This window comes from Rhizobium sp. WSM4643 (genome assembly GCF_025152745.1).
GTDB lineage: Bacteria > Pseudomonadota > Alphaproteobacteria > Rhizobiales > Rhizobiaceae > Rhizobium > Rhizobium leguminosarum_I.
In genome coordinates this window covers 367615-390532 of sequence record NZ_CP104043.1, presented here as the reverse complement: position 1 = coordinate 390532, position 22918 = coordinate 367615, and the positions used below count along the sequence as shown (strand labels likewise).

Below are 22918 nucleotides of genomic sequence, written 5' to 3'. Positions count from 1 at the left end.
GATGAACCTCGTTCCCCTTTCGCGCCTGATCGTCGAGCCGCTGGTGCGGGCAGCCCTGCTCGAAGATCTCGGTCTTGCCGGCGACATCACCTCGGCCTCGGTGATCCCTAGGGATCATCGCTCGACGGTGGTGATGGCGGCCCGTCAGCCGGGCGTGATCGCCGGTCTCGATGCCGCCGAACTCGCTTTCGCTCTTGTCGACCCGGAGATCGCCATGCGCCGTCATCTTCAGGATGGCGATGCGGTCAAGCCCGGCGACGTGATCGCCACCATCGAAGGTCCCTCGCGTGGGCTGCTGAGCGGCGAGCGCACCGCGCTGAATTTCCTCGGCCATCTCTCCGGCATTGCGACCGTGACGGCTGAGATTGCCGCCGCCATCCGCGGCACGAGAGCCTCCGTCGCCTGTACGCGCAAGACGACGCCGGGCCTCAGGGCGCTGGAAAAATATGCCGTGCGGGCCGGCGGCGGCATGAACCACCGTTTCGCGCTTTATGACGCCGTGCTGATCAAGGATAATCACGTCGCCATCGCCGGCGGCGTCGCTGAAGCGATCCGCCGGGCAAGGGCCGGCGTCGGCCATATGGTGAAGATCGAGGTCGAGGTGGACACCCTCGATCAGCTGCGTGACGCGATGGAGACCGGCGTCGACGCCGTGCTGCTCGACAATATGACACCGGATCAGCTGCGCGAAGCCGTCGCCATCGTCGCCGGCCGAGCGATCACCGAGGCATCCGGCCGTGTCACGCCGATAACGGCCGCCGCAATCGCGGCTTCCGGTGTCGACCTCATTTCGGTCGGCTGGCTGACACACAGTGCGCCGGTGCTGGATATCGCGCTCGATTTCGTCGAGGCCGCGGTCGCAACGGAGAATAGCCTGAAACGGATTGCACAGGTTCTGTGATCCCTCAGGCCTGTTCACGCCGTAAATAGCCTTCCGCCGAACGAAAACCGCGCCCCAAGCAAGTGTTGGCAAAGCATCTCCTCCCCGTGTGGCGCGAGAATATGCAAATATTCGATGAAACTTCTTCTTTTTAAAGCAAAACCGCTATGCGCCGGCCTCTTATGGCTCTAACATGGTTTGGACTGGCCGGTGTGCTTGTGCGCCTTGGCTTTCAGGGGTGAGAATCGAGATGCGACGGACATCCGGCAGATGCTGACGAACAGGCTGTGCCTGCTCGGAAGACCGCGATTGCTGGCGGCGGGGAAGGAACTCCCCTTGCCGGAGAAGTCTTATTTTCTCCTCGCCATGCTCGCCGCCGAACCCAATTTCGAACTCGACCGCGAAACCGTCAGGCGGCAGCTCTGGCAATCGGAGCTGCCGGAAAAACGCGCCGGCAGCCTGCGCCAACTGCTGGCACGAATCGAGCAGAGCGTTCCCGCCGGCCTTCCACAGCTGCTTGCCGCGACCCGAACCCATATCGGCCTTGCCGATGGCTGGGAGGTCGACGTTCACATCCTCAAACAGAAAGGGCCGCTCGCACTCGAAGACGGCGGCCTGCTGAACGGCGAATTGCTCGAAGGCGTCAAATCGCCGACGCAGGGCGCCGAGGACTGGCTGACCTTTGAGCGCCAGCGCATCGACGAACTGCGCTCCGCCCATCTGACCCGGTTGGTCGAAATCGCCGAAGACAGATCGGACGAAGAGCAGATCACGCTTGCCAGGCGCCTGCTGGAACTCGATCCTGCCAGCGAGACGGCCTATCGCGCCTTGATGCGCACCTATGTCAGGATGAACGATCCGGCAGCGGCGCGTCAGGCCTATCTGAAGTGCAAGAGCCAGTTGAAGGACGACTTCGACACCGAGCCGGAAGAAAGCACCACCGCTCTTGCCCGCGAACTTAACCTGGCGCCGGCGGCACAGGCGACGTCGGGACATCCACAGTCGGCGCTTAATCTTTCCGTCAATCCGGTCGGCCAGCCGCGCATCATCATTCTGCCGCCGGAAAGTATCTTCACCGATCCGCTGATGGAGCGCGTCGGCAGGGCCCTTCTCGAAGACGTCACCATCGGCCTTAGCCAGCAGCGCGGCTTCAAGGTGATCGCGGCGCATACCAGCCTGGAGATCCTCAGCCGTTCGATCGATCCGTCGCGTGCCGTGCCCGGTCCGCTCGACCTCAGCTTCGACTATGCGGTCTACGTCACCATCCAGGGCCGCGACGAGGATGTCTTTGCGACCTGTCGGCTGACGCGGACGACGACATCGGAGGTAATCTGGGCCATCGAACTGCCGCTGGTCATGCAGAAGATCAGCGAATCCTTCGCGCATCTGACGCGGCGGATCGTCTCCTCGCTCGCCGACACGATCGAACGCCACGAACTGGCGATGCCGATCGGCGAGGCGCCGCCGTCCGCCTACCGTCTCTACCTGGAAGGCAAACGGCTGATTGCCCAGACCGATCTGCAGCATCTGCGCCAGGCGCGCAAATGGTTCAAATCCTCGCTCAATCGCTACGAACATTTCTCCGCCGCCCATGCCGGCATGTCGCGCGCGCTCGGCATGGAATGGCTGATCCGCGGCATGCGGGACAAGGAACTGCTCGACGAGGCGAACGGTGCTGCCCGGCAGGCCCAGCAGTCCGACCCGAACAGCGGCCGGGCCTACCGCGAGCTCGGCTTCGTGGCGCTTTATCGCCGCCGCTTCGACGAAAGCCTGGAATATTTCCAGCAGGCTCAGGATCTCAATCCCAACGATGCCGACATCCTCGCCGATTTCGCCGACGCGCTTTCCCATGATGGCGATTTCGATCGAGCACTGGAGCTCAGCCGCGCGGCCTTTAAACTCAATCCGCTGCCGCCGGACTATTATTACTGGAACCTCGGCGGCATCCACTTCATGCGCGAAGAATATGAAATGGCGATCGAGGCGCTGGAGCCGGTGAAGGCGAAGCAGGCAACAGCCCGTCTGCTCGCCGCCTCGCATGCCATGGCAGGCGATACGGGCAAAGCCAGGAATTACGCCAGGGTAGTGCTGGAAAACTTCCCCGATTTCCGCAGCGAGGACATCCGTCATTTCGTCCCCGATCGCGATCCCGCCTATACGGAACCGCTGATACAGGGCCTGCAACTTGCTGGTCTTCCCTGATTGCACGGCCTTTTAACGAAGCCTGTAACGCTTAAATGACGGAGGCAATGTTTCTTTCCGATGGTTAACGGCAGCAAGGCGCTGCCCAACCAATCGGAGATGGAACATGAAGACGAATGCTGAAACCACCGCAGCTCAGACACAGTCGCTGCGTTTTTCTGCTGCCGCCAGGGCAGCCCTGAAGCAGGACGAACTCAACGTTTCCGCCAATGCGCTCGAGAGCCTGACGCATGCGCTGAGGTTCCGCTAAGGAACAGATCGGTATGTCCGCTTTCACCGACCTTGAAACGCTTGCCGGTGACCTTAAACGATCATCGGCCGGTGTCAGCGATTATCATGACCGCGCCGTCACGCCGGCTCAGACCCTCGCGGCCATCAGGCCGCATCTGCGCGAATTCGGCATCACGCGCGTCGGTCTGCTGACAGCACTCGACGTCCTGAACATCCCCGTCGCCTTCGCGACGAGGCCGAACAGCCATACGCTCTCGGTGTTTCAGGGCAAGGGCATCGACAATGATGCCGCCATGACCTCGGCGGCGATGGAAGCGGTCGAGACGCGGATCGCCGAAATTGCCCCCGCCGACCTGACGCAGGCGACGATCGACAGCATGCGGGCGGAGCATGCGGCGATGATCGATCTCGAAAATGTCGCACGCTGCGCGCCCGATGAGATCGGCAGCAGTCCTATTCCCTGGTGCACGGGGCTCGACATCCTTTCCGGCAGCAGCGTCTTCGTGCCCTGGTGGCTCGTCGGACTCGACCATCGCGGCGAGAGGCCGGCGGGCTTCGAGCAGTCGAGCGATGGGCTCGCCTCCGGCAACACGCCGTCCGAAGCGGTCCTGCATGGGCTTTGTGAGCTGGTGGAGCGCGACGCCTGGGCCTTGACCCAGCTGAAATCGCCTGAGCGGCTGAAGGAGAGCCGCATCGACCCCGCCTCCTTCGGCGATGCGGTCATCGACGTCATGACCGACCGAATCACGCGCGCCGGCATGAAACTGCTGCTGCTCGACATGACGACGGATATCGGCGTTCCCGCCTTTCTGGCCGTCATCATGCCAGGCAATCTTTCCGACCGTGTCGACGCGCGCTGGTCGCATGTCTGCGGTGGCTGCGGCTGCCATCCCGACCCCGTGCGCGCCGCGCTGCGCGCCATCACCGAAGCGGCGCAGAGCCGGCTGACCGCGATTGCCGGCAGCCGCGACGATTTCTCGCCGCGCATCTATCAGCGTCTAGACCGGAGTGCGGCGATGCAGCAGGTGGTCGAACTCTGCGAGGGCGACGGCCGGATGCGCTCGTTCCAGGCCCGCCATCGCCGCCCGGCGACGATCCAGGAATCCATCGGCCATATTGCCGACCGGCTGACGGCGACCGGCATCGAGCAGATCGTCGTCGTGCCGTTTCCGCATCGAGCCCTGCCGATCTCGGTCGTCAGAGTGATCGTGCCGGGACTGGAAGTCGACATCTCGGGCCAATACATCCAACTCGGCATGCGCGCGGTCAACACCATAAGAGGAGCCGAATCATGAAGGTGCTATTCGTCGGCCCGAGTCTTGGCAGCGATCTTGCCGCGGCAAGAGCCATGTCTCCTTCCATCGATTTCCGGCCGCCGGCCGCCGCCGGCGACATCCTGAAGGCCGTTCGGGACGGCGCCACCGCGATCGGCCTCGTCGACGGCTATTTCGGCGATCTGCCTTCGGTCTGGCACAAGGAAATATTGTACGCACTCGAACATGATGTCGCCGTTGCCGGCGGGGCCAGCATGGGAGCGCTCAGGGCAGCCGAATGTGCCCCCTTCGGTATGATCGGGCTCGGCTCGATCTTCGAAGATTACGAGTCCGGACGGCTGCTCGACGATGAGGCCGTCGCACTGGTGCATGCACCGCAGGAGCTCGGCTGGCTGCCGCTTTCCGTTCCCTGGGTCGATTTCGAGCCGACGATCGATGCGCTTTACGCCAGCGGAGAGATTACGCCCGGCGAGCGCAAGAAGCTGCTGCTGGCCGGCCGGTTTCTGCATTTCTCCGAGCGCACCTATGCGAAGGTGGCCGACGAGTGCCATTTCCGCAAACCGCGCCGCGATCATATCCTCGCCGCTATCCGCGGCAGCCGCGTCGAGCGCAAGCTCAACGACGCGCGACTGGTATTGGACTGGCTGCGCCGGGATAAATTCCTCCCCGTCGACCGCGACTGGCGCTTTGCCGCGACCTCACATTGGGAGCTCTTGCACGCCGAAGTCACGCGCAATGCGGTTCCTGTAACGCTTGAATAACGGTCGCGGCGGAAAGATGCAGCACTGATGGAATCGTAGGGTTCTACGACCAAAGAGGCGGGAACGATGTTTGATCAACACAACGAGGGTACCGGCAGCGAATACGCAAGGATCTTCCGGCTGCTGTCGGCAGCCAAGGAGGAGGCTGAAAAGCTGCGGTTGCGCAATCTGATGCACCTGACGAACATGGCGCTGCTGCAAGTCGTCATCGATTGGGACGGCATAGATCCCGACAGGGAGCTTGACGTCAATCTCGAGAAACTGCTCGGCAGCAAAGCCAAGATCGCAATGAAGGATGCCAGCGAGAATCTAATCCTGATCGATCGCCATTGAGCGCGATCGATTGTTATTGATCCTCATGCCTCATGCGGTCCGTTGGGATCGCGTGAAGGACCCTATTCAGCCGCTTCAGAGTCCAACTGTTCAGTGTGGGCAATCGCCTGGACGAGCTTCAGGATCTTCTTGCGAAGCGCTTCGTTCTTGATCGAAAAGAACGCCGCATTGAGAAGCACGCCTTCGCGCGAAATAACGAATTCCTCGCTCGGAGCGGGGTTGTCGTTGGCCGTATCAGGGGTCGACATGTCGTCGAAAAATGTCCTGACGTCGACCTTCAGCGCGCCGGCGATTTCGACCAGCATGCTGGCGGAAACGCGGTTGGAACCCTTTTCGTATTTCTGGATCTGCTGGAACGTTACGCCGACGCGATCGCCCAGTTCCGTCTGAGAAACTTTCCTCAACAGACGCTGGATACGGATCGTCTTTCCGACGTGAACATCGACGGAATGCGGTGCTTCTTTCATCTCATTTTCCCTTCTGAAGGCAGCGGACAAGGGGGTATTCGCCATATCCGTGTCAACAACTTTTAGCCGAGATAAATAAGGCTAGCAATTGCTTGCATGCAGATAGCGTTAAGGCAGAATATCGCACCTTTTTTGTCCGTGAATGGTACAAAAAACATGCCGAAATGGCACGTCGACGAGATCCGTTGCTTCATTTTGTAACGTCAGAGCGACCAGAGGCGTTGTGCGTTGGCAAAAAGCAACTTGGAACGCTCAGCCTCGCTCACGCCGGAAAGCATCGCATGGGTCGCTGCGACCCAGGTAGAGAGGCCGCCACCGCGCGTGCAGACCGGCCAGTCGCTGCCCCAGACGACGCGGTCCCAGCCGAAACTGGCGATCACATGTTCGATATAGGGCCGCAGCGTTTGCGCCGCCCATGTCTTCGCATCGGCATAGGCGACGACGCCGGAGACCTTGCAGACGACGTTCGGCCGCTGGGCAATCTCTGATATGCCCGCCTTCCATGGCTGGAAGGCGTCCGAGCGGATATCCGGTACGCCGCAATGGTCGAGCACGAACTGCACGTCGGGCGCAAGATCGACGAGGGCGGTCACACGGCCCGCCTGATGCGGCAACGTGCAAAGGTCGAAGGTCAGGCCGCTGCCGCTGATGCGCCTGATATTTTCACGGAACAGGGCGCCTTCGGAGACATCATCAGGCACGACATGCAGCACGCGGCGGAACCCCTTGACGAAGGGATCGGCCTTTTGCCGCTCAAGATAGGCGGCAAAGCCTTCCTCTTCCGGCCGGCAGGAGACAATGGCGCCGGCAATCAGACTGCCTTCCTTCTTAGAGATAGTGACGACGTGGTCGGTCTCGGCCTGCATGGCGGCGGGATCGACGTCGACCTCCATGTGCAGCGCCGTGGTGATGCCGCAGCGCCGGGCTTCAGTCGCATAGCTTTCGTAAAGAAAATCATGATCGAGATCAGGCGCGCCGGAGAGCCAGGGATAGGGCAGGGCCGACCGGTCGATGATGTGCAGATGAGTGTCGATGAACACGCTCTTCTCCTCCCCAGAGTGGGTTTTGCGGCAACCTATCCCCGGTGAATGGATTGTTCAAATAGAAATTCCCAGGCCTCAGGCGGGGTTGACGACATTGACGCCGGCAAGCAGCGAAAGCTGGGCTGCGGTCTTCTGCACCAGTGTGATCGCCTGCGTAATGTCGGGAGCGGACGGCGCATTGACGAGCGCGATAAAGGGGCAGGTAAGAGCGGCGATGCAGCGGCGGTCCGGTCCAAGAACGGGAGCGGAAAGATTGTAGACGCCTGATGTCTGGGCGCTCGCCATCATCTCGTAACCGCGCTCGCGGATCTGGTCGAGACGGTCGTAGAATTCAGGCCCGAGTTCGATCTCCGCGCGGCTGCGCACATGTTCCGAAATCATCATCTCCCGCTCTTCCTCGCTGCGGAAGGCAAGCAGCACATGTCCCGAACCGGTGTCGAAGAGGCTGATATGGGCACCGACGCGGATCGAGAATCCCCAATAGTCCGGCGCCTCCTGCTGGGCGATGACGACGGCAGCACCGCGATCGAAGACGGCAAGATGGTTGGCCTGGCGCGTGCGCTGGGCGAGATCGCGCATCAACGGCGTGGCGTAGGAGGCGAGGCGGCGCACCGGCGCGTGCAGTTGGGCAAGGCCGAAGAGCTTCAGCGTCAGCGAGTAGCGGTCGCCGTCCAGCCGGGTGACGTAACCGCGACGCACCAAGCGATCGAGCATGCGATAGAATTCGTTGGGGCTGCGGTCGAGCCGTTTGGCGATTTCGGCCTGGGTGAGGCCGCTGTCGACGCTGGCGAGCAATTCCAGGATATCGAGGCCCTTGTCGAGGGCAGGAGCGCGGTAGCGGTCGGACTCGTCGGTCTCCATTCCTTCCTCCTGTGAATATCATTCTGCATATACGCAGAACCGCAGCCGGAAAAGGAAAACTTCGCACTTGACCCTTGGCCAATCGTCTGTTTGTCTATAAACAGACAACTCATCACTGAAAAGTCGATCGAAAACGAGCGGCTGAGGTATCGAAGGCGCCCGAGCGGCAGGATCATAAGCAAGCCGGGGACAGGGAGGAAGACCATGCAGCGCATGGGAATGGTCATCGGCCCTGCCGCCGGCGGAGATCGCCGAAAAAGCAGCCAATCGGCTGAATCTCCCGCTGATCTGCCTGTGCAACAGCGCCAACTCCTCCATTTAACGCAGAGAGCCGTGCACCTGCGGAAGCAGACCGGCGCGCTCCATCACGACCGAGCTTCGCCAAGACATCAGCCGCACTCCATCGTCCAGCGTAGACAATTCCAGAAAAGGCCCGTGACATGACAAATAGACTTTCCGGCAAGACCGTTCTCATCACTGCCTCCGGTCAGGGCATCGGCCGGGCGACGGCGGCAGCCTTTGCCGCGATCGGCGCCAAGGTTCACGCGACCGATATCAACACCGAGGCGTTGGCGACGCTTGCCGCCGAAACCGGGGTTTCCACCCACAAGCTGAACGTGCTCGAAGAGGATGCGGTCAAGGCCCTCGTCGCCGAGATCGGAGCCGTCGACGTACTGTTCAACTGCGCCGGCTTCGTTCATGCCGGCTCGATCCTCGAGATGAAGGATTCCGATCTCGAATTCGCCTTCGACCTCAACGTCAAGGCGATGATCCGCACCATCCGGGCCGTGCTGCCGGGCATGATCGAACGCAAGGACGGAGCGATCATCAACATGGCTTCCGTCGCCTCCAGCATCAAGGGCGTGCCGAACCGCTTCGCCTACGGCGTCACCAAGGCGGCGGTGATCGGGCTCACCAAAGCCGTCGCCGCAGATTATGTCGGCCAAGGCATCCGCTGCAACGCCATCTGCCCCGGCACGGTGGAAAGCCCGTCGCTGCAGGACCGCATGCGGGCGCAGGGCGATTACGATGCGGCCCGCGCCGCCTTCATCGCCCGCCAGCCGATGGGCCGGCTCGGCTCGCCGGAGGAGATCGCCGATCTCGCCGTCTATCTCGCCGGCGCGACCTACACGTCGGGCCAGGCGATCGCCATCGACGGCGGCTGGACGATCTGATTTCAGCTGATGCGGCCGCCCACTGCAATCGGCTCTATATAATCGGTCCATATCATCGGGAGGAACAACCATGATCCGCATCACCGACCTTCGTGTCTTCGATCTCCGCTTTCCCACCTCGCAAAGCCTGGACGGATCCGATGCGATGAATCCCGATCCGGATTATTCGGCGGCTTACGTCATTCTCGATACGGATGCGCCGGATCTTACCGGCCACGGCCTGACCTTCACCATCGGCCGCGGCAACGACATTTGCTGCATGGCGATCGAGGCTATGCGCCACCTCATCGTCGGCGCAGACCTTGCCGAGGTTCTCGCCCATCCCGGCACCTTCTGGCGGCATCTGACCAGCGATAGCCAGTTGCGCTGGATCGGCCCGGAAAAGGGCGCCATTCACCTGGCGACCGGCGCGGTCGTCAATGCCGTCTGGGATCTGCTCGCCAAGCAGGCCGGCAAGCCCGTCTGGCGGCTCGTCGCCGAGATGTCGCCGGAAGAGATCGCCGATATCGTCGATTACCGCTATCTCACCGACGTGCTGACGCGCGACGAGGCGGTCGAGATCCTGAAGCGCGCCGAGGCGGGCAAGGCGGAACGCATCGCCATCCTGGAAAAGGAGGGCTACGCCTGCTACACGACCTCGGCCGGCTGGCTCGGCTATGGCGACGAAAAGCTGCGCCGCCTTTGCCAGGAAGCGATCGACGCCGGTTTCAACCATATCAAGATGAAGGTCGGCCGCGATCTCGAAGACGATATCCGCCGTCTGAGGATCGCCCGCGAGGTGATCGGTCCCGATCGTTACCTGATGATCGACGCCAACCAGGTATGGGACGTCGGCCAGGCGATCGACTGGGTGAAGGCGCTCTCCTTCGCCAAGCCCTTCTTCATCGAGGAACCCACAAGCCCCGATGATGTCGCCGGCCACCGCAAGATCCGCCAGGCGATCGCCCCGGTGAAGGTCGCGACCGGCGAGATGTGCCAGAACCGCATCATGTTCAAGCAGTTCATCGCCGAGGGCGCAATCGACATCGTGCAGATCGATTCCTGCCGCATGGGCGGGCTGAACGAGGTCCTCTCCGTACTGCTGATCGCCGCCAAGTTCGGCCTGCCGGTCTGGCCGCATGCCGGCGGTGTCGGCCTCTGTGAATATGTGCAGCATCTGTCGATGATCGATTACGTCGCGGTGTCGGGGACCAAGGAAGGCCGCGTCATCGAATATGTCGATCATCTGCACGAACACTTCCTCGACCCCTGCCTGATCGAGAACGCCGCCTACATGCCGCCCACCCTGCCGGGCTTCTCCATCGAGATGAAACCGGCCTCGATCAGCACCTATACGTTTCGCGGCTAGGGCATCGACATTCAGCGCCCTCGAAGATCGTCCCGAGCGAGGCGCAGCCATTGATCGGACGTGAACTGCCGCCGATACCGCCAGCCTATTCATCCCGGCAGACCAGCGAGCCTCAAACCCTCGCGGAGCCGCAGCACATCATGCTCGTTATTGAGATATGAGACATCAACAAGCCAGTTAACATAGTCGGCGGGACCTGCCGTCGACGCTCCGCACCACCTTGTCCTAATTGCATCAAGGAATATTTTTCCGCATTTCTCAGCGTCATCGATCCGACCGAGGTGACCGTAGGACGCTGCGCGCCATGCCATGTCTCGCGGCTCTCTTTCGGGCGTGTCAAAAGTCCGCTGTTCCAGAAGAGTGGCGGCCTCACCGTATCTTTCCGCAAGGAACAGAAGACGGGATTTGTAATAGTTGTACCAACTGGGATGGAGCGGGTTCAGCCGGTAGGCGACCTCGGCGCCGGCCAAGCCTTTGACCGGCCGCCCCAACGCTCCTTGCATCCCAGCCCAGAGGATCAGAATAGTGGCATCATTGGGATTCATCGATTTTGCGAGGTCGAGATGATGCTCCGCCCTTTTGAAGTCTCGCCAGGTCAAACAAATGTAACCCAGAGTGCACTGTACCCGAGGATCGCTTGGGTCCAAGGCGAATGCCGTTTCGGCCGAGCGAAGCGCCTTGATCCGGTTATCATCGCGTTCCCTTGGGATACCAAGGCCTCCTTCCGAGGCGCGGTTAAGGTAGATATAGGCGAGACCTGTATAGGCGCGGGCGAAGGTTGGATCCGCCTTGGCAGCGCTTTCAAACAGTGCCTCGGCGCGCTCCTGTGCTCCCGGCCGGAAGTCGTCGGAGAGGCGGTTGCCCTGTAGGAACAGATCGTAGGCTCGCATGTCTTCCGGACGGCGTCTTCTAGAGGTGAGCTCGTTGTCGTCTATGACGCGTTGGGCGACCATGGCGACGATGCTGCGCGCTATCTCTTCCTGGGTGGAGAAGATATTCTCTATGGACGCGTCGTAACGCTCTGCCCAGCGATGAGTGCCGCCTTTTGTCTCGACAAGCTGAACCGCAAGCCGGATCCGATGGCCCGCTCGTCTGATGCTTCCCTCGACCACGTAATCCGCGCCGAGAATGTGTCCGATCTCGCGCAGGTCACCCGTGCGGCCGCCCAAAGCGAACGACGAGGTTCTTGCGATCACCATGAGTTCGGTGAACCTGGCCAGCTCGATGATGATGTCTTCGGTGATTCCATCGCTGAAATACGTCTGCTCAGGGTCACCGCCCATGTTTTCAAATGGAAGGACTGCGATAGTTGGTCCGGTCGATCTTGAGAGGTTGGAAACGGCAAACTTCGACCCGCTCAGCGGAAGATGGTACGCCTTGATCGGGCGCGTGATGTTCTTGAGGCGCTGCTCTCCCGCGTATTCGATCGTGGCGTCGATTTTCCCCGCAAGATGTTCATACGCTGCGCCTGAGATCAGAACGTCACCCGGCGGACACAGCTGCTCCAATCGCGCCGCCACATTAACTCCGTCCCCTAAGATGTCGTCACCGTCTACCACAACGTCGCCGAGATTGATTCCTACGCGAAAGACGATCTTGCTCTTCGGATCGACGAGGTGCTGTTGGCTCGCCACGGACTTCTGCATTGCGATCGCACAAGAAACAGCCTCGACCACCGAGGTGAACTCCGCGACCAGACCATCGCCCATCAGTTTGACGACACGTCCAGCATGAGCAGCGATAACCGGACGTAACGACGATGTCATCAAGCTGCCGAGAGCCGCAAGCGTTCCGTTCTCGTCCGCCTCGACCAAGCGAGAATAGCCGACGACGTCCGCGATTAGAATAGCTGCGAGCCTTCTCTGCAACGGTCCCCTCCGGTCCTCGCCCATGTATTCGGGCCCACGAATTCAACACCACCATGATACATCGGGCTAGCCGAGGATGGAAACTCCCTCATGACGGGAGCACGATGCGAGGATTGAAAGTGTTTCAGCATCCTCTTTGCTAAAGCATGCCTCGCTAAAATGTGCAGCTGTTTTGCGATAAAGATATTCGGAAACAAAGGTCTCTGCAGACTACTGTCGCCGGAATGCACCAAGCTGACAGACAAGAGGTTCCAAGAAAACGTCATCAGAATTGACGTATCTGCCCTCATCCGCATGTTTGTTCTCTGATTTCCATAGTCTTTCCCGCCAGAGACAGGCTTCCAATCTGCAAGAACTGCTCCAATTCTCTTGGAGGCGGCGCGGCTTGCTTTTTAGGGCGCCGAGGAATAGTTTTGAACTGTGAATGCGGAGGGGGCCAAGCACCAGCAGGCCAGCAAATTTTATTGAAGCTAGACAATAGAATGTTTGCGATCGAGCCATGCCCAAGTTTCACCACGTCAAGAGACTGTGCGCTTATCTGCTGATCATCGCAGCAATGCTGCTGTCGATCGGCACGGCATTTGCCGCCATCAAAGAAGAGAGCGGCCGCCGCGTCGCCCTGGTCATCGGCAACTCGGTCTATAAGACGCTGCCCTCGCTTCCCAATCCTGCCAATGACGTCGAAGAGGTCGCCAGCACGTTGCGTGCGGCCGGATTCGACGTGACGATCGGCGTCAATGTCGACCGCATCGGGCTCGAGGATACGGTGCGCCGTTTCCTGCGTTCGACCAGCAATGCCGAGGCCGGCCTGATCTATTATTCGGGCCACGGCATCCAGGTGGGCGGTCAGAATTTCCTTGTACCAGTCGATGCGACACTGGAGACGCCCTATGACGTCGAGACGCAGACGATGCCGCTCGACCTCATTCTGAACCATCTCAAGCAGAATTCGCGGGTGCAACTGATATTCCTCGACGCCTGCCGCAACAATCCCTTCAACGCCCAGAAATTCTGGATGGCGGAAAAACTGGAACCGGTCGGCGCCACACGCGGACTTGCGCGCATCGATAGCGATCTCGGCAGTCTGATCGCCTTTTCCACAGAACCCGGCCAGGTGGCGCTCGATGGCACCGGGGCGCTGAGCCCCTATTCCGAATCCTTCATCAAGCGGGCGAGCGAACCCAACAAGGAAATCCGCCAGGTCCTGACCGATGTGCGCCGTGATGTCATCGCCATGACTAACGGCAAGCAGGTCCCCTGGGAAAATTCCTCGCTGATGGACAGTTTCTATTTCATTCCGGCGCCGCCGCCGCCGAGCGTCGAATCGATGCAGCAGGTGAGCGTGCCGGAGGGTGCGGCCACGACCAAATTGCCGATCGCCCCGCCGCATGACGAGACCGGCTCGGCGCTGCTCGTCACTCTCAATCAGCTTCCCAAAACCGGCAAGCTCAGCTTCGACGGCAAGCCGATCGAGCAGGGCGCGAAGATGCCTGCCGCGGCACTGACGGCACTGAGCTATGATTCATCAGGTGTTGCCGCCGGAACCGTCGGCCTCATCGGCTATACCGTCAGCGACCCCTATGGCCAGGCGACGCAGGGTGTCGTCGCGATCACCGTCTCGGCGGATGCCGGCGCAAAGCTCGCCCAACTCGAGCAGGAAAAGCAGGTGCGGCTGGCCGATGCCGACGCCTATCTGAAGACGTTGCCGCGTGACGTGAGCACGACGATCGGGGTCGGCCCCGTAAAGGCCGGCCTGCCTGAAGTACCGGCATCGGCAGCGGAGATGACCTTCAAGGTCGCCGCCCTGCCCGACAAGGGCACGCTGCGCGCCGGAGACCGAGTGATCGGGCTGGGTCACGTGTTGGAGTCCGCGGATATTCCATTGCTCTCTTACGAACCGCAGATCGGCACCGAAAACCAGCCTTACGCTCTGACGCTGCAAGCCGCCAATGAGGATCTGCCGCCGGCGACCGTCACCTTCAAGCCGGCGCTTGACCCCTGCGACACAGCAGCCGCATCCCCCCTCGACCTGCAGGGCGTGACAGCAGGCAAGCTGCCGAACGAGATCGAACCGGACATAGCGCTGCCGGCCTGCACGGACGCGGTGAAGGCCTATCCTGAGGTGGCGCGTTTCGTCTATCAGCTCGGCCGCGCCCAGCTTGCCAACCGTGACGCGAAAACGGCTTTCACGACGATCAAGAAGGCGATGGATGCCGGGCATGTCCGGGCGATCTATGAACTGTCGAGCCTTTACGAGTTCGGCGCCTCCGTTCCGCGTGACGCCGCCAAGGCAAGCGAGATCGCCAAGGGTGGCGCGGCCAAGGGCGATCCCTTTGCCCTGCACAGCTACGGCAAGGCCCTCTACTACGGTCGCGGCACCAAGGGCGATCAGCAGCTGGGGTTGCGCTTGATGCTGCAGGCGGCCGATCTCGGTCATACCTACGCAATGAACGAACTCGGCTACATCTTCCTGAACGGCATCAACGTTCCGGCCGACCCGGAGCGCGCTATCCGCTTCTACGAAGCCGGTGTCCAGCGCAACGACATCTATTCGCTGAACAATCTTGCACTCGTCTACCGTTTCGGAAAAGGTGCTCCGCAGGATCTCCCGAAAGCGCTCGACCTTTTCACCCGGGCGGCAGAGGGCGGTCAGCCCTATGCCCCGACCAATCTCGGGCGCATGTACCGCGACGGTATCGGCGTTGCCGCGGATAAGGCCGAAGCGGTGAAGTGGCTGGAGATGGGCGCGGAACGCGGCGACTATTGGGGTGCGCTCGACCGCGCCGTGCTGGCGAAGGAAGAAGGCTCGGACGCTGACAGCCTTGCAACGGCGGCACGTTATTTCGCGCTGGCGACCGCCATCAACATGCCGGGCAGCGGCGATCCGAAGAACCAGGCAAAGGCGGCACTCAAGACCTTGCCTAGTGCTGCAAAGAAGATAGCGGAAAAAACCTTCGTTATCGAGTTGACCACTCAGGAGCAAAAGGCGCTTCCGAAGACCAAGTCGCTCGACGACAGGCTCGTTCAACTTGCCAAGGCGACATGGGTAAAGCGAAATCCGAGGTACGATCTCTTCTAAACGGCGGTCTGGGGGCGCCCTACATGAACAGCAAGCTCATCATCCGTATTCTCTTGTGCTCGACATTCATCGCAGGCTCAGGCGCAATCCTGCAGAGCTGCATCTTCGACCCAGGTGCCAGGACACTGTTCTCCACTGAAGAGCCGGCCACGCCTGCCAGGAAAACCACGCCCACCGTCAAAAGAGTCGCCGCAACGAGCAATCAACCGGCTTTCGCCCGTTCCGAGAATAGTTCCGGTGGGAATTCCAACTCTGGCGGCGGCATGGGCGGCGGCTCTGGCTCTAGCGGTTCTTCTGATTCGAGCAGTTCATCCAGCTCCAGCAGTTCATCCAGCTCCAGCGGGGGCTGGTCCGATCGCCGCTTGAAGACCGATATCCGTCGGCTCGGCACCTCGGCTCAGGGCATCCCGGTCTATGCCTTCCGCTACATCTGGGGCGGCCCGATGTTCGTTGGTACGATGGCGCAGGATCTGTTGGCGATCAGGCCCGAGGCAGTGATTAAAACCGCATCGGGCTACTACATGGTCGATTACGCCAAGCTCGATATTGCGATGATCTCGCTGCCTGAGGATGCGTCTTGCCTGATGGCTGAAGCTGCGATGGCGCTTGCGACGCGGGCGGCACGGGTACGTTCTCGGGGCTGCGTCCAGCCGGCAGCGTAATCGAGAAGGCCGAGCGCGTGCCGATACCGCAGGACAGGGATACCGTGACCGGGAGCGCTCTCGTCAGTCAGGCTGCGACCCTTGTTGGCGTTCTCGTCGGCGTTGCGCTCCCGACCTATCTGCGGCTTGAGCCCGGCAAGGCAATGGCGCTTGCGGTGTTCTGCCTTCTCCTCGCGTGGATCGTCGTCGACCGCGCGCTCACTGCTCGTTCGACCTGGGCATCGCGAAGGAGAAGAGACGAGGCTCCCGCCATCTTCTGGCGGCGTGTCGGGACAAAACTTGTCGGCCTCGCCGCGCTTTTTGGCGTAGTCGTCATCGCCTGCTCGGTCTTTCCGTTTTTTACGCAGTCCTCGGCGGTCCGGTGGATTATCGAGGCCGGCCACACGACCATCCCGATCTTCATCGCGCTTGCCGGCGCCACCATTCTCTACGTTGTGGTCACCGATCTGGTCGCCGAAGAGCCCGACGATTATCTCAATCAGGTTGGGCGCGTTGTGCTGATGCAGGATTTTCGCGAGGAGGACGTGCTGTTCGCATTGCGCCTGCTCGCAATCAAATGCTTCTTTCTCGTGTTGATGTTCTCGGGCGGCATGGCGGCACTTTCCGATCTTGCCGACAAACCGGCCTGGGCATTTCCTCCGCTCTCGGCCGCCTGGTTCGAGGGCCTGTTGCGGCTTGCCTTTCTTCTCGACACCGTGCTTGCCGCCGGCGGTTATATCGCCACCTTCAAGCTTTTCGGCTGGCATGTCAGGGCAACGGAGACAACAGCACTCGGCTGGCTCGTCTGCCTCATTTGTTATGAGCCGTTCTTCCCTGCGATCTCGCATGCCTTCGTACCCTATGGCGACGGGCCGGGCTGGGAGACGGTGATCCGGGAAGGGTCGGCCGTCTTCATCCTCTGGAGCGTCGCAACGCTGTTCTGCACCGTGATCTATGTCTGGGCGACCGTTGCCTTCGGGCCGCGATTTTCCAACCTCACCCATCGCGGCATCATCACGTCAGGCCCCTACCGCTTCATCAAACATCCGGCCTATGTCTCGAAGAACATTGCCTGGTGGCTGTTTGCGGCTCCCAGCTTCATCGCCAGCGGCCTTGCGGAAGGGCTTGCCCGGGCAGGGATGCTGGCGATCGTCAGTCTTATCTACGTCATGCGCGCCCGCGCCGAAGAACGCATGCTGAGCCGGGATCCCGCCTATCGGGACTATGCCGAGAGCGTCGCGGCACATGGGCTTTTGGCAATGGCGAAGCGGCGGTTGGCGCCGACCGCGCCGCGCGTCTGAAAAGACGCGTGGAGGACGCAGGCCAGGCGAGCTTGACGGAAACGCATCCCCAATCTCCGTCATCCGGGCCTTGAGCCACGCCTGCCCGGTTGGCTCCAATGGCTGCCCCTCACCCTAGCCCTCTCCCCGTAAAACGGGGAGAGGGGACGTGCCATACGAGAGGCCTGTGGGGACGGAGAGGTTGCGGCGTGTCCCCTTCGCCCCGTTTACGGGGAGAAGGTGCCGGCAGGCGGATGAGGGGCAGCCGGCGATCCTCCCGCCCTTCAACCATCCAGCCCCTTAAAACGCACCGGCTGGTAGCCGCGCATCAACAGGCTGCCGAGCGAATAGGTATTGCGGCAGACGCGGCCCTTGCAGGCATTCGGCGAGGCCTCCATCACTTCCACCTTGCGGTCGTCGGTGAAGCGCATGAACAACAGCACATGCGAGCCTGGCTTGTTCAGCGCGTCGCCCGGCCGCATCGACCAGGGATCGGAGAGGCGCCTGGTGATCCCGGGGATTGCGCGCGTCGAGACATGCATCTTCAGGCCCCAGGCGTCGCTGACGAAGCCGGAGCAGTCGACGCCGAGGATGTTGGATTGCGGCGCGCTCTTGGTGCAGACATTGCCGGCGGTCTGGCCCTTTTCGACGCCGCCGATGAAATTCTCGAGCGGCGTCTTGCAGCCCCAGCAATAGGGAACACCCTTGACCGTCTGCCCGCGCTTGCCGATCAGGTAGATCGGACGGCGCAGCCGGTTCATGTTGACGCAGCCAGGCCCCGGATCCCCGCCGTAGGCAGTCGGCGTCACCATCCAGTTCAGCGTCTCGAAGCCGATGGCCCGCTCGATGACGTCGCTGCGCGATTTCGGCACGATCGCCACCTTCGGCGTCTTGCCGGGCTTACCGGCATCCAATTGTTTTGCGGGCAGGGCGGCGGCAAGCTTGCGGCCGGGTTCCCGGCCGTCGAGCCGCAGCACCTGCGCCCGGCTTTCCTGCGATCTCAAATAGAGCACGTCGCCGCGCGGGCCGATCGCCACGAAGCGCCGGGAGAATACCGTCCCCGGGTCGATCGGCAGGTCGTAGACCCGGTCCATCGCCCCATTCGGCGTGAAGCGCACCACCAGCATGCCGGTGCGCTCGGGCCGGTCGGCGGGTACGAGCTCGACCAGCGCATAGGGCCTGCCTGTCGTGTCGATGTCGAGAAGTTCGACGGTGCCGATGCGGCCTTCCGAGGCGAGCTGCAGCGAGAGAAAGTTCTCCTCCGAGCTGCTGCGCCGCAGCAGGATTTCCGCCTTGTCGTTTGCAACAGCCGAGACCTCGGCAACGATATCGCCGAGCCCGCGGCTCGGCACATACTGAATGACCGGCGGGCGGGCCTCGGGCCGGCTGGTGCTGCGGCCGATCTCGTCGATGATGCTGTTCAGTGGACCCGGCGATATCGAGCCCATCGAGGCGAAGACCGAGCGGGTGTAGTCGTCGGCATCGCCGCCGTCGACGGCGCGCAGCGTCTGCGACCGGCCGTCGGCATCGGTGGAGCGCTCGAGCGGCACGACGCCGTCCGACCAGAGGTAGAGTTCGTTGTGGACGACGGCGAGATCCTCGGGCGCAGCATTTTCCGGCAGCGGCAGGATCTCAGGCTCTGCCTGCGAGCGTTCGGCATCGATGGCGAGCACGCGGCCATTGTTCTGGTCGAGGATGTAGATGGTGCCGTCGTCACCGATGGTGATCGCCGCCGGCCCGGATGCCTCGACTTCCTCGTTGGAAGAGATGATGCCGACCGAACGAGCGCCGTCGCCGCCACGAAGCTCGATCATCACAGTGTCTTTGGCGAAAACCGGCGAGGCGACCGCAAGTGCCGCGGCAAACAAAATATGCGACCCAAAACCACGCATTGCCTCGACCCCCAGAACAGGATGATTTTAGGCCGATCCGGCCTAAAATCTGAATCCTGTTCTCAATTAAAGCAAGAGCATGATGTCGTCCGAAAACCGCTCACACTTTTCGGCATCATGCTCTGTGACCGTCAAGTCTTTAAAATGGTAGGATAGTTGTGCCTCGTCAGCAAGCTATTGCTTTCCAAACGATTTGGAGATCTCCGCCGGCGATAGTACAAGAACATCGTCTCGAAGATTTGTCGGCAGGGAGTGCTTATGCTGGAATGGAACGGTGACGAACTGGCGCTCGATATAAGCTTGCTGGAGCAGGTTCGCGCGGCAAGGATCAACTTCTCCGATCGCGTCTGCGCGGCCTCGGCCAGCAAGGATGACAAGCATCTGGTGCAGCTGCGCTCGGAGCCGACCTATCTGATGGCCGAGTTCCTCTATTCGATGAAGGTCTTCGGCATCAGCACTGCCGAAGATATCGAACGCTTCGCCGATCTGCACAATGATTACGTGGTTTCGCTGACCCGCGATCCGGCCAAGCTGCAGCGCCTGGGGCTCTCGCAGGATCGGGCGCTCGCCTCGATGTTCACCGCCGACACCAAGCCGCGGCTGATCCAGAACTGGGCGGAGAAAGCCGGCGCGATCGACCAGTCCAACCTCGCCCGTTTCCTGGTCGCGGTGATGTCGAGCGAGACCTGCCGCAAGACGCTGATCGATTTCGAGACGGCGGGCTTCATGCAGCGCAAGCGCTCGCCCTACGGTACCATGGTCGTCTGGTCGACGGGCATGATCGAGGAGATCTTCGGCGAGATGCTACGCGACCTGCGCCTTAACCTGCAGCAATTGAAGATCCTCTGATGCATGTCGCCCGGGTTAACGACATTGCATAAAACACGGAGCGAAAGCGCAGCTGCCAGTCGATTTCAACCCTCCAAATCGATTGGCACTGAGCACCGTTGCCATCCTTCCGGCCTCTCCCTATTGTCGTGCTGCTTGCCCTATTGCGGCGCATCAGGTTGATAACGGATTTGACGACGATGACGAAATCCTGGCTCATAACCTTGTCGATCGGCCTTCTGCTGGCGCTGCAGATCCCCCAGCTTGCCTATTCCGGCCCGGCCGAAGACGCGCTTGCGGCGAGAAACCCGTCGCTGGCAGCGCTGCGCCAACATGACGAAAAGGCCTTTGCTGCGGCGACGGCGATCATCGCCAAACACGAAACCGCCAAGGGGCTGGCACCCGGCGAGGACAAGCTGCCCGACGCGAACTCGCCCGGCCGGGACATGGGTTCAGGCCCCGGCAAGGAATTCACGGTCGACAATCCGGATATTCTCTGGCTCTACAATTCCTCGCCCGAGGGAATGAGCGACCTGATCTCGATTTTGAAATCAGCCGGGCAGAAACCCAAGAACTAACCGCGACCTTGCAGTCGAGCGGACTATAAAACGCGCCGGATATTGCCCGGCGTGAGTCTTGCTCACGTCTTTGCCTTGGCGGCTTCTTGCAGGCTCCAAATAATTTGTAACCCTCCCTCAAGCAAGACAGGCAAAGCCATCCCAATTTCGCCGGTCAGTGCTATTCTCATCTTCAACACAGTGTGAGATTGTTCGAAGAGGAGGTTTTCCAATGCCGAACCGCAAAGCCATCCTAGCCGCAGCCACCTTTCTTTCGTTCTTTTCGGTGGTTCCCGCCGTCGAGGCGCAGAACGAACGCACATTGACAGAAGCGCCCGCACAAAGCGGGCCTGTCAGCATCACCTTCGATCGCGCTGAAGCCAAATACGCCGTCGGCGAAGTTGTCGGCCTCTTCATTCAGTCGACCGAGAACGCCTATGTCACGGTGCTGAATGTCTCTCCGAACGGTTCTGTGGTGAAGCTTTTCCCGAACAAGTACCAGACCGACGCCCTTGTCGGCGCCGGCAAGCGCGTGCAGGTGCCAGATCCCGCAAGCGGCGCCCGCCTGCAGGTTTCCGGCCCGGTCGGCCAGGAGCAGATCAAAGTCTTCTATTCCTCCAAGCCGCTGACGATCTTTGCCGATCTCGGCGGCAGCGGCGCCGGCATGTTCCGCTCCGTCGACGGCGGCATGGAAGCCGTCTCCCGTAGTCTCGAAGAGGCCCGCAGCCTCGGCACCAAGATCAGCAGCAAGACGCTGACGCTGACGACGGTCGACAGCTTGCCCGCGGTGCCGCCCGTCGCAGCCGCCCCTGCCGCGAAACCCGCACCGGTCGAGCAGGCTGCCAAGCCGCCCGTTGCGCCGAAACCCGCAGCCGCTCCGAAGCCGGTGACGACACAGGAAGTCGCCAAGAAGCCGGAAACGGTGGTGGAAAAGCCGAAGCCCGTTACCCCGAAAAAGCTCACGCCGAAGCCTGTCGAGCAGGCAACACAACAGCCGCCGAAGAAATACAAGATCGTCACCAATCTGGCGCCCGGCCAGGAGCTTGCCGCCGACGAACTGCAACTGATCGGTCCGGCCGGCACCACCTCATCCACCAACCCGACCGAATATAAACAGCCGACCACGCAGTATAAGCAGCCAACCCAGACGTCCCAGACGAAGATGCCCAAACTGCCGATGCCGCAGATCAAGATGCCGCAATTCAAGCTGCCCGGCGGTTTCAGTATCAAGATGCCGCAGCTGAACCTTGGCCGTTCGGCCGAACCTGGCCAAGCCGGCGAGGAGGTCGAGATGGCAAACGCCGATACGCCCGTTTGCACCGCCCTTCTCGACAAGCTGAACACGGCCGTTGCCGCCAAGGATATCACGGCTGCCGCCGCTGAAGCCGACACGATCGCCGTCAGTGCCGACTGCGGGCAGTTCCAGGTGAATGCCCAGCGCCGCGTCGCAGCGCTCAGGCTTTCCGCTGCCCAGGAGATGATGGCCGCCAACCAGCCGGTCGCCGATTACGAGCCGCTGCTTGTCGCCGCCGACAGTCCGCAGGTGCTCTGGCAGGCCTCCGCCACGCTCGGCGAGATCTATTTCTCCGCCCGCCGCTTTGCCGATGCCGCCGCCGACTACCAGCAGGCGATCGAGATCATCAAGAACGAGACCCGCACGCCGAAGGCGCCGCCGGCCGAGACGATCTCCGATCTCATCCAGCGCGCCGCCCAGGCCCGCATCCTTGCCGCCAACCCGACCAGCGACCATCCTGAAGGCAGCTTCGTGCCGGCCGAGAAGGATCACCGCAGCGGCGTGCTCGGCGGCATCTATTCCGAGAATGTGCGCGGCATCGTGCCGGTCTCCATTCCGGTTCCGATCACCTTCGATTTCAACAAGTCGAGCTTCACCTCGATCGGCACCGAAGCCGCTGAGGAATTGCTGGAGGCGCTGAAGGAGCAGAAGCCCGGACGCGTCATCCTTATCGGCCATACCGACCATCGCGGCGGTGACGACTACAATCAGAAACTTTCCGAACGCCGCGCCCAGGCCGTCGCCGACTTCCTGAAGAGCAAAGGCATCGACGCGACGATCGACGCCGAGGGCCGCGGAGCCTCCGAGCCGGTGGACGTGACCGCAACCGCAAACCTCACCGAAGACGACGTCGATGCGCTGAACCGCCGCGTCGAATGGCGCCGCGAATAGCTGGGGCGAGGGG

Annotated in this window: 19 protein-coding genes; 14 read left to right on the top strand and 5 right to left on the bottom strand. The window is 61.5% G+C overall.

Annotated features, from left to right (window positions below):
- Position 1 precedes the first annotated feature (1 nt).
- From nadC to N1937_RS31280, 6 genes are all read left to right on the top strand, one after another.
- Positions 2-901 carry a carboxylating nicotinate-nucleotide diphosphorylase gene (gene nadC, locus N1937_RS31305; RefSeq protein WP_260060333.1) on the top strand — a complete coding sequence of 300 codons (900 nt, stop codon included), beginning with the start codon at positions 2-4 and terminating at the stop codon, positions 899-901.
- A 189-nt stretch (positions 902-1090) separates the two neighbouring features.
- Complete coding sequence (locus N1937_RS31300; protein ID WP_260060332.1) at positions 1091-3082, top strand: BTAD domain-containing putative transcriptional regulator; 1992 nt, start codon at positions 1091-1093, stop codon at positions 3080-3082.
- 106 nt (positions 3083-3188) lie between these two features.
- Positions 3189-3332 (top strand): hypothetical protein, encoded by a 144-nt coding sequence (locus N1937_RS31295; protein WP_003553391.1) that lies wholly within the window; start codon positions 3189-3191, stop codon positions 3330-3332.
- Between the two features lie 13 nt (positions 3333-3345).
- Positions 3346-4608, top strand: a complete 1263-nt coding sequence (locus tag N1937_RS31290) for a YcaO-like family protein (protein WP_260060331.1) — start codon at positions 3346-3348, stop codon at positions 4606-4608.
- Entirely contained in the window at positions 4605-5348 is a 744-nt protein-coding gene (locus N1937_RS31285; protein ID WP_260060330.1) for a TfuA-like protein, read from the top strand. The genes N1937_RS31290 and N1937_RS31285 overlap by 4 nt, the downstream gene beginning before the upstream one ends.
- A 66-nt stretch (positions 5349-5414) precedes the next feature.
- On the top strand, positions 5415-5681 hold the full coding sequence (locus tag N1937_RS31280; protein ID WP_017968524.1) for a hypothetical protein: 267 nt from the start codon (positions 5415-5417) through the stop codon (positions 5679-5681).
- Between the two features lie 62 nt (positions 5682-5743).
- Here the strand turns inward: N1937_RS31280 and N1937_RS31275 are convergent, their stop codons facing one another.
- The 3 genes from N1937_RS31275 to N1937_RS31265 all read right to left on the bottom strand — a co-directional run bounded on the left by N1937_RS31275 (position 5744) and on the right by N1937_RS31265 (position 8052).
- Complete coding sequence (locus tag N1937_RS31275; RefSeq protein WP_018071616.1) at positions 5744-6148, bottom strand: helix-turn-helix domain-containing protein; 405 nt, start codon at positions 6146-6148, stop codon at positions 5744-5746.
- A gap of 203 nt (positions 6149-6351) precedes the next feature.
- Positions 6352-7188: an amidohydrolase family protein gene (locus N1937_RS31270; protein ID WP_260060329.1), complete on the bottom strand. Its 837-nt coding sequence runs from the start codon at positions 7186-7188 to the stop codon at positions 6352-6354.
- 78 nt (positions 7189-7266) lie between these two features.
- On the bottom strand, positions 7267-8052 hold the full coding sequence (locus tag N1937_RS31265) for an IclR family transcriptional regulator (protein ID WP_170261516.1): 786 nt from the start codon (positions 8050-8052) through the stop codon (positions 7267-7269).
- A gap of 440 nt (positions 8053-8492) precedes the next feature.
- On the opposite strand from N1937_RS31265, the gene N1937_RS31260 reads away from it, so the two are divergent.
- Both N1937_RS31260 and N1937_RS31255 read left to right on the top strand, forming a co-directional pair.
- Positions 8493-9227: an SDR family oxidoreductase gene (locus tag N1937_RS31260; protein WP_170261517.1), complete on the top strand. Its 735-nt coding sequence runs from the start codon at positions 8493-8495 to the stop codon at positions 9225-9227.
- A gap of 70 nt (positions 9228-9297) precedes the next feature.
- Positions 9298-10575, top strand: coding sequence for an L-fuconate dehydratase (locus N1937_RS31255; RefSeq protein ID WP_260060328.1), 1278 nt, complete (start codon positions 9298-9300; stop codon positions 10573-10575).
- A gap of 89 nt (positions 10576-10664) precedes the next feature.
- Here N1937_RS31255 and N1937_RS31250 read toward each other — a convergent pair whose 3' ends face one another.
- Positions 10665-12443, bottom strand: a complete 1779-nt coding sequence (locus N1937_RS31250) for an adenylate/guanylate cyclase domain-containing protein (RefSeq protein ID WP_311202861.1) — start codon at positions 12441-12443, stop codon at positions 10665-10667.
- A 499-nt stretch (positions 12444-12942) separates the two neighbouring features.
- Between N1937_RS31250 and N1937_RS31245 the strand changes: the two genes are divergently transcribed.
- From N1937_RS31245 to N1937_RS31235, 3 genes are read left to right on the top strand one after another with little or no spacing between them, the layout of a single operon-like run.
- Positions 12943-15522 carry a caspase family protein gene (locus N1937_RS31245; RefSeq protein WP_260060326.1) on the top strand — a complete coding sequence of 860 codons (2580 nt, stop codon included), beginning with the start codon at positions 12943-12945 and terminating at the stop codon, positions 15520-15522.
- Positions 15523-15545: 23 nt separating this feature from the next.
- Positions 15546-16184, top strand: a complete 639-nt coding sequence (locus tag N1937_RS31240) for a tail fiber domain-containing protein (RefSeq protein ID WP_260060325.1) — start codon at positions 15546-15548, stop codon at positions 16182-16184.
- Between the two features lie 17 nt (positions 16185-16201).
- Positions 16202-17464, top strand: a complete 1263-nt coding sequence (locus N1937_RS31235) for a methyltransferase family protein (RefSeq protein ID WP_260060324.1) — start codon at positions 16202-16204, stop codon at positions 17462-17464.
- Positions 17465-17727: 263 nt separating this feature from the next.
- Here the strand turns inward: N1937_RS31235 and N1937_RS31230 are convergent, their stop codons facing one another.
- Positions 17728-19335, bottom strand: coding sequence for a hypothetical protein (locus N1937_RS31230; protein ID WP_260060323.1), 1608 nt, complete (start codon positions 19333-19335; stop codon positions 17728-17730).
- Positions 19336-19593: 258 nt separating this feature from the next.
- On the opposite strand from N1937_RS31230, the gene N1937_RS31225 reads away from it, so the two are divergent.
- The 3 genes from N1937_RS31225 to N1937_RS31215 all read left to right on the top strand — a co-directional run bounded on the left by N1937_RS31225 (position 19594) and on the right by N1937_RS31215 (position 22905).
- A complete protein-coding gene (locus tag N1937_RS31225; RefSeq protein WP_017968513.1) occupies positions 19594-20184 on the top strand; it encodes a hypothetical protein in 591 nt (196 codons plus the stop codon).
- 179 nt (positions 20185-20363) lie between these two features.
- Positions 20364-20741 (top strand): hypothetical protein, encoded by a 378-nt coding sequence (locus N1937_RS31220; protein ID WP_162115132.1) that lies wholly within the window; start codon positions 20364-20366, stop codon positions 20739-20741.
- Positions 20742-20952: 211 nt separating this feature from the next.
- The gene (locus N1937_RS31215) at positions 20953-22905 is read left to right on the top strand and encodes a DUF4384 domain-containing protein (RefSeq protein ID WP_260060322.1); all 1953 of its coding nucleotides are present in this window, start codon (positions 20953-20955) and stop codon (positions 22903-22905) included.
- Positions 22906-22918 lie beyond the last annotated feature (13 nt).

Coding starts and splice junctions, on each gene's coding strand:
- nadC (WP_260060333.1), top strand. CDS start 2: ATGAACCTCGTTCCCCTTTCGCGCCTGATCGTCGAGCCGCTGGTGCGG.
- N1937_RS31295 (WP_003553391.1), top strand. CDS start 3,189: ATGAAGACGAATGCTGAAACCACCGCAGCTCAGACACAGTCGCTGCGT.
- N1937_RS31290 (WP_260060331.1), top strand. CDS start 3,346: ATGTCCGCTTTCACCGACCTTGAAACGCTTGCCGGTGACCTTAAACGA.
- N1937_RS31285 (WP_260060330.1), top strand. CDS start 4,605: ATGAAGGTGCTATTCGTCGGCCCGAGTCTTGGCAGCGATCTTGCCGCG.
- N1937_RS31280 (WP_017968524.1), top strand. CDS start 5,415: ATGTTTGATCAACACAACGAGGGTACCGGCAGCGAATACGCAAGGATC.
- N1937_RS31275 (WP_018071616.1), bottom strand. CDS start 6,148: ATGAAAGAAGCACCGCATTCCGTCGATGTTCACGTCGGAAAGACGATC.
- N1937_RS31265 (WP_170261516.1), bottom strand. CDS start 8,052: ATGGAGACCGACGAGTCCGACCGCTACCGCGCTCCTGCCCTCGACAAG.
- N1937_RS31260 (WP_170261517.1), top strand. CDS start 8,493: ATGACAAATAGACTTTCCGGCAAGACCGTTCTCATCACTGCCTCCGGT.
- N1937_RS31255 (WP_260060328.1), top strand. CDS start 9,298: ATGATCCGCATCACCGACCTTCGTGTCTTCGATCTCCGCTTTCCCACC.
- N1937_RS31245 (WP_260060326.1), top strand. CDS start 12,943: ATGCCCAAGTTTCACCACGTCAAGAGACTGTGCGCTTATCTGCTGATC.
- N1937_RS31240 (WP_260060325.1), top strand. CDS start 15,546: ATGAACAGCAAGCTCATCATCCGTATTCTCTTGTGCTCGACATTCATC.
- N1937_RS31230 (WP_260060323.1), bottom strand. CDS start 19,335: ATGCGTGGTTTTGGGTCGCATATTTTGTTTGCCGCGGCACTTGCGGTC.
- N1937_RS31225 (WP_017968513.1), top strand. CDS start 19,594: ATGCTGGAATGGAACGGTGACGAACTGGCGCTCGATATAAGCTTGCTG.
- N1937_RS31220 (WP_162115132.1), top strand. CDS start 20,364: ATGACGAAATCCTGGCTCATAACCTTGTCGATCGGCCTTCTGCTGGCG.
- N1937_RS31215 (WP_260060322.1), top strand. CDS start 20,953: ATGCCGAACCGCAAAGCCATCCTAGCCGCAGCCACCTTTCTTTCGTTC.